The 4,888-nt window shown below is 61.3% G+C and carries 4 protein-coding genes; 1 reads left to right on the top strand and 3 read right to left on the bottom strand.

Annotated features, from left to right (window positions below; genetic code table 11):
* Positions 1 to 121: 121 nt before the first annotated feature.
* Positions 122 to 1,933 carry a sodium-extruding oxaloacetate decarboxylase subunit alpha gene (oadA, locus tag PMI38_RS20750; RefSeq protein ID WP_008098225.1) on the bottom strand — a complete coding sequence of 604 codons (1,812 nt, stop codon included), beginning with the start codon at positions 1,931 to 1,933 and terminating at the stop codon, positions 122 to 124.
* An 11-nt stretch (positions 1,934 to 1,944) separates the two neighbouring features.
* A complete protein-coding gene (locus tag PMI38_RS20745; protein WP_008098223.1) occupies positions 1,945 to 3,360 on the bottom strand; it encodes an acetyl-CoA carboxylase biotin carboxylase subunit in 1,416 nt (471 codons plus the stop codon).
* Positions 3,361 to 3,549: 189 nt separating this feature from the next.
* On the opposite strand from PMI38_RS20745, the gene PMI38_RS20740 reads away from it, so the two are divergent.
* A complete protein-coding gene (locus PMI38_RS20740) occupies positions 3,550 to 4,512 on the top strand; it encodes a LysR family transcriptional regulator (protein WP_008098222.1) in 963 nt (320 codons plus the stop codon).
* On the opposite strand, the gene PMI38_RS26755 is transcribed toward PMI38_RS20740, so the two are convergent.
* Complete coding sequence (locus PMI38_RS26755) at positions 4,454 to 4,672, bottom strand: PA3496 family putative envelope integrity protein (RefSeq protein WP_008098220.1); 219 nt, start codon at positions 4,670 to 4,672, stop codon at positions 4,454 to 4,456. The two genes, PMI38_RS20740 and PMI38_RS26755, sit on opposite strands and share 59 nt — an antisense overlap.
* Positions 4,673 to 4,888: the final 216 nt, after the last annotated feature.

Genomic DNA, 4,888 nt, shown 5'->3' with positions numbered 1-4,888 from the left:
AGCCGGCTCCCACAGGTACCTGTAGGAGCCGGCTTGCCGGCGATAGGGCCAGTAAAACCAGCACAAAAAAAGGGGAGCATCCGCTCCCCAGAGGTAAACCGCTTGTAGATGAAGGCTTCTGTCAGCCTTCGATCTCGATCAGGATTTCACCCGGCGTCACGCGATCGCCCTTGGCCACGTGGATGGCCACGACCTTGCCGGCGATGGCCGCCTGCACTTCGGTTTCCATCTTCATCGCTTCGGTGATCAGCACGGCCTGGCCGGCCTTGACCATGTCGCCTTCCTTGACCAGCACATCGACGATGTTGCCCGGCATGTTGGTGCTGACGTGGCCCGGGGCGCTGGCCTGCTTGCGCTTGCTGCCGCCACCGCCACCGACGAACTCGTTGAGCGGCTCGAACACCACTTCTTCCGGCATGCCGTCGATCGACAGGTAGAAGTGACGCTTGCCTTCGGCCTTCACGCCCACGCCGGTAATGTCGACGCGGTAGGTTTCGCCGTGCACGTCGATCACGAACTCGGTAGGTACGCCTTCGCCACCATGGGCTGCGACAGCGCCGGCTTCCGGGATCGGCAGCAGGGCTTCAGGGGTCAGGGTGCCGGCTTCGCGTTCTTCGAGGAACTTGCGGCCAATGTCCGGGAACATGGCGAAGGTCAGGACGTCTTCTTCGCAACGGGCCAGGGCACCGATGTCGGCACGCAGCTTGGCCATTTCTGGCTTGAGCAGGTCGGCCGGGCGTACGTCGATCACTTCTTCGCTGCCGATGGCCTGACGGCGCAGTTGCTCACTGACAACACCTGGCGCCTTGCCGTAACCGCCTTGCAGGTACAGCTTCACCTCGTTGGTGATGGTCTTGTAGCGCTCGCCGGCGAGCACGTTGAAGAACGCCTGGGTGCCGACGATCTGCGAGGTCGGGGTCACCAGCGGCGGGAAGCCGAGGTCTTCGCGAACCCGTGGGATCTCGGCCAGCACTTCGTTCATGCGGTTGAGGGCGCCCTGCTCCTTGAGCTGGTTGGCCAGGTTGGAAATCATCCCGCCCGGTACCTGGTTGACCTGCACGCGGGTATCCACGGAGGTGAACTCGCTCTCGAACTGGTGGTACTTCTTGCGCACGGCGTAGAAGTACAGACCGATTTCCTGCAGCAGCTCCAGGTCCAGGCCGGTGTCGAACTCGCTGCCCTTGAGCGCGGCGACCATCGACTCGGTGCCCGGGTGGCTGGTGCCCCAGGCGAAGCTGGAGATGGCGGTGTCGATGTGGTCGGCACCATTTTCCACAGCCTTGAGCTGGCACATGGCGGCCAGGCCGGCGGTGTCGTGGGAATGGATGAACACCGGCAGCGACTGCTCGGCTTTCAGCGCCCTGACCAGCTCGCCGGTAGCGAACGGAGTCAACAGGCCGGCCATGTCCTTGATCGCGATCGAATCGCAACCCATGGCTTCCATCTGCTTGGCCTGAGCTACAAAGGCGTCGATGGTGTGCACGGGGCTGACGGTGTAGGCGATGGTACCCTGGGCATGCTTGCCGGCAGCCTTGACCGCTTCGATGGCCACACGCAGGTTACGCACGTCGTTCATGGCGTCGAAGATGCGGAACACGTCGATGCCGTTGACTGCAGCCTTGGCGACGAAGGCCTTGACCACGTCATCGCTGTAGTGGCGGTAGCCCAGCAGGTTCTGCCCGCGCAGGAGCATCTGCAGGCGGGTGTTGGGCAGTGCATTGCGCAGTTTGCGCAGGCGCTCCCACGGGTCTTCCTTGAGGAAGCGCACGCAGGCGTCGAAGGTGGCGCCGCCCCAGACTTCCAGCGACCAGTAGCCGACCTTGTCGAGCTTGTCGCAGATCGGCAGCATGTCTTCGGTACGCATGCGGGTGGCCAGCAGGGACTGGTGGGCGTCGCGCAGGATCGTGTCGGTTACGTGAATTTTCTTGGACATTATAAGGTTCCTCACAGGCCTGCGTGGGCGGCGATGGCGGCGGCGATGGCCAGGGCCAGCTCTTCGGGTTTGCGCTTGATCGAGTAGTTGGTCAGTTCAGGGTGGCTTTCGACGAAGCTGGTATTGAACTGGCCGCTACGGAACTCCGGATTGCGCAGGATTTCCTGGTAGTACGCGGCGGTGGTCTTCACCCCTTGCACGCGCATGTCGTCCAGGGCCCGCAGGCCGCGGTCCATGGCTTCTTCCCAGGTCAACGCCCACACCACCAGTTTCAGGCACATGGAGTCGTAGAACGGCGGAATGGTGTAACCGGTGTAGATCGCCGTGTCGGTACGCACGCCCGGGCCGCCGGGGGCGTAGTAACGGGTGATCTTGCCGAAGCTCGGCAGGAAGTTGTTCTTCGGGTCTTCGGCGTTGATACGGAACTGCAACGCGTAACCGCGGTGGTGGATGTCTTCCTGCTTGACCGACAGCGGCAGGCCCGAGGCAATACGGATCTGCTCGCGGACGATGTCGATACCGGTGATTTCTTCGGTGATGGTGTGCTCCACCTGCACCCGGGTGTTCATCTCCATGAAGTACACCTCGCCATCGGCGAGCAGGAACTCCACGGTACCGGCGTTCTCGTAGTTCACCGCCTTGGCGGCGCGCACCGCCAGGTCGCCGATGTAGGCGCGCTGTTCGGGGGTAAGCTGTGGGCTCGGGGCAATTTCGACAAGCTTCTGGTTACGGCGCTGGATCGAGCAGTCGCGCTCGAACAGGTGCACCACGTTGCCGAAGCTGTCACCGAGGATCTGCGCCTCGATGTGCTTGGGGTTGACGATGCACTTTTCCAGGAACACTTCGGCCGAGCCGAAGGCCTTGGTAGCCTCGGAAATGACCCGTGGGAAGTTCTGCTCCAGCTCTTCGCGGCTGTTGCAGCGGCGAATGCCGCGACCGCCACCGCCAGAGGTGGCCTTGAGCATCACCGGGTAACCGATGCGCTCGCCTTCGCTCAGGGCTTCATGGATGTCGGCAACGTTGCCTTCGGTGCCCGGAGTCACCGGTACACCGGCCTGGATCATGGTGCGACGCGCTTCGGTCTTGTCGCCCATGCGGCGAATGACGTCGGCGGCCGGGCCGATGAACTTGATCCCGCGCTCGGCGCAGATCTCTGCCAGCTCAGCATTTTCCGATAGGAAACCGTAACCCGGGTGCAGGGCATCACAGCCGGTTTCCACAGCAAGGTTGACCAGCTTGCGCGGGTTCAGGTAACCCTCGAGAGGCTCGGCACCAATGCTGTAGGCCTCGTCGGCGCGCTTGACGTGCAAGGCGTGACGGTCGGCGTCGGAATAGATCGCGACAGAGCGAATGCCCATCTCGGCGCAGGCACGCACGATCCGAACTGCGATTTCACCCCGGTTGGCGATCAGGATTTTTTTTATCACTGGAGTCTTCCCAAAGCCGTAGGAACAGACGAGCCGGTTCTACCGGTCGGCGCGTGACCAGATGTTGCTGGCCAGTCGCACATTCACCCTAGCGCTGTAGGTCGATAAACAAAAATCAATATTTGTTAGGGGCAGTATTAGCAAAGGCTTATAGTTGAGTAACAAGGTTTTGCCGGAGCCTGGAAAAAAATGCGTAAGTCCCTGATGCGTATGACATTGCGTCAATTGCAGATCTTTAACGAGGTGTGTGATTTACGGTCCTACAGCCGCGCCGCGGAAGAAATGGCACTGACACAACCCGCCGTTAGTCTACAGATTCGCCAGCTCGAAGAACTGGTCGGCCAGCCGCTGTTCGAGTACGTGGGCAAGAAGCTGTACCTGACCGAAGCGGCCGAAGCGCTTCAGCGGGCCAGCCGGGACATCTTCGGGCGCCTGGATAGCCTCGACATGCAGTTGTCGGACATGCAGGGCTCATTGCAAGGTCAGTTGAAACTGGCCATCGAATCCAGCGCCAAGTACTTCGTGCCACACCTGTTCGCCGCCTTCAAGCAACGTCACCCGGAGGTCAACCTGACCCTGACCGTGGTCAACCGTGCCCAGGCGATTCGGCGTCTCTCGGACAACCGCGACGACCTGATCATCATGTCCATGGTGCCGCAGGACATGGGCCTGGAGTTTCTGCCATTCCTCAACAACCCGATCGTCGCCGTGGCGCCACCGGACCACCCGTTGGGCAAGCTCGACAATCTGCGCCTGCAGGACCTGGAGCCTCATACCTTGCTGGTCCGTGAACAGGGTTCGGGCACCCGCAAGGCCTGCGAGGAGTACTTCAAGGACAAGCGCGTGCACTTTACCCAGACACTGGAAGTCGCCTCGGCCGACGCCCAGCGCGAATGCGTGATTGCAGGGCTGGGCATCGCCTTGCTGACCCGCCATGCAGTGAACATGGAGCTGGCTACAGGCATGCTCCAGGAGTTGCCGGTGGAGGAACTGCCGTTGTACCGCAGCTGGTGCGTTGTGCAGTCGAAAGCCAAGCGGCAATCGCCGGTAGCCTTGGCATTTCTGGCGTTCATCCGCAGCGAACGTGCGCTGATCAGCGCGATTGTTGAACGTTTTTCGGGGAAGTTGCCGCCGACGCCTGCCACACCGTGAGTTCTTGCAACTCGGGGTAATCAGCCAGTTCGCGCAGCAGTTGGCGTTGGTCGCAGTAGCTTTCGATCGCACGGCGATACTCCATGCGACGCTGATCCTTTTCCTGCTGCTTGCGAGTTTTGGCGCTGGGTTGGTAAGAGCCATCGAAGTCACGAGTCATTGTCTGTCTCCCTGATCGAGTGCGGGAGTTTCAGACTGGCGCTAGTGGTTTACCGTTTGGCTGTGGAACGGTGACAAAAACATGAAGTTTTGTGGGAGCGGGCTTGTCCCGCGAACACCGGCGAAGCCGGTGCCATACGCCGAATTGCCTGCTTCGCGGGGCAAGCCCGCTCCCACAGGAATCGCGTCAACTTTCAGAAGTTGAGCAAGACAGTTG

It is taken from the genome of Pseudomonas sp. GM84, from assembly GCF_000282535.1.
Taxonomy (GTDB): Bacteria; Pseudomonadota; Gammaproteobacteria; order Pseudomonadales; family Pseudomonadaceae; genus Aquipseudomonas.
Note: the sequence above shows the minus strand (reverse complement) of the source record. Positions and strands in the feature narration are given on the sequence as shown.

What these genes read in the sequence shown, in the direction of transcription:
- oadA (WP_008098225.1), bottom strand. Translation starts at nt 1,933, where the DNA reads ATGTCCAAGAAAATTCACGTAACCGACACGATCCTGCGCGACGCCCAC.
- PMI38_RS20740 (WP_008098222.1), top strand. Translation starts at nt 3,550, where the DNA reads ATGCGTAAGTCCCTGATGCGTATGACATTGCGTCAATTGCAGATCTTT.
- PMI38_RS26755 (WP_008098220.1), bottom strand. Translation starts at nt 4,672, where the DNA reads ATGACTCGTGACTTCGATGGCTCTTACCAACCCAGCGCCAAAACTCGC.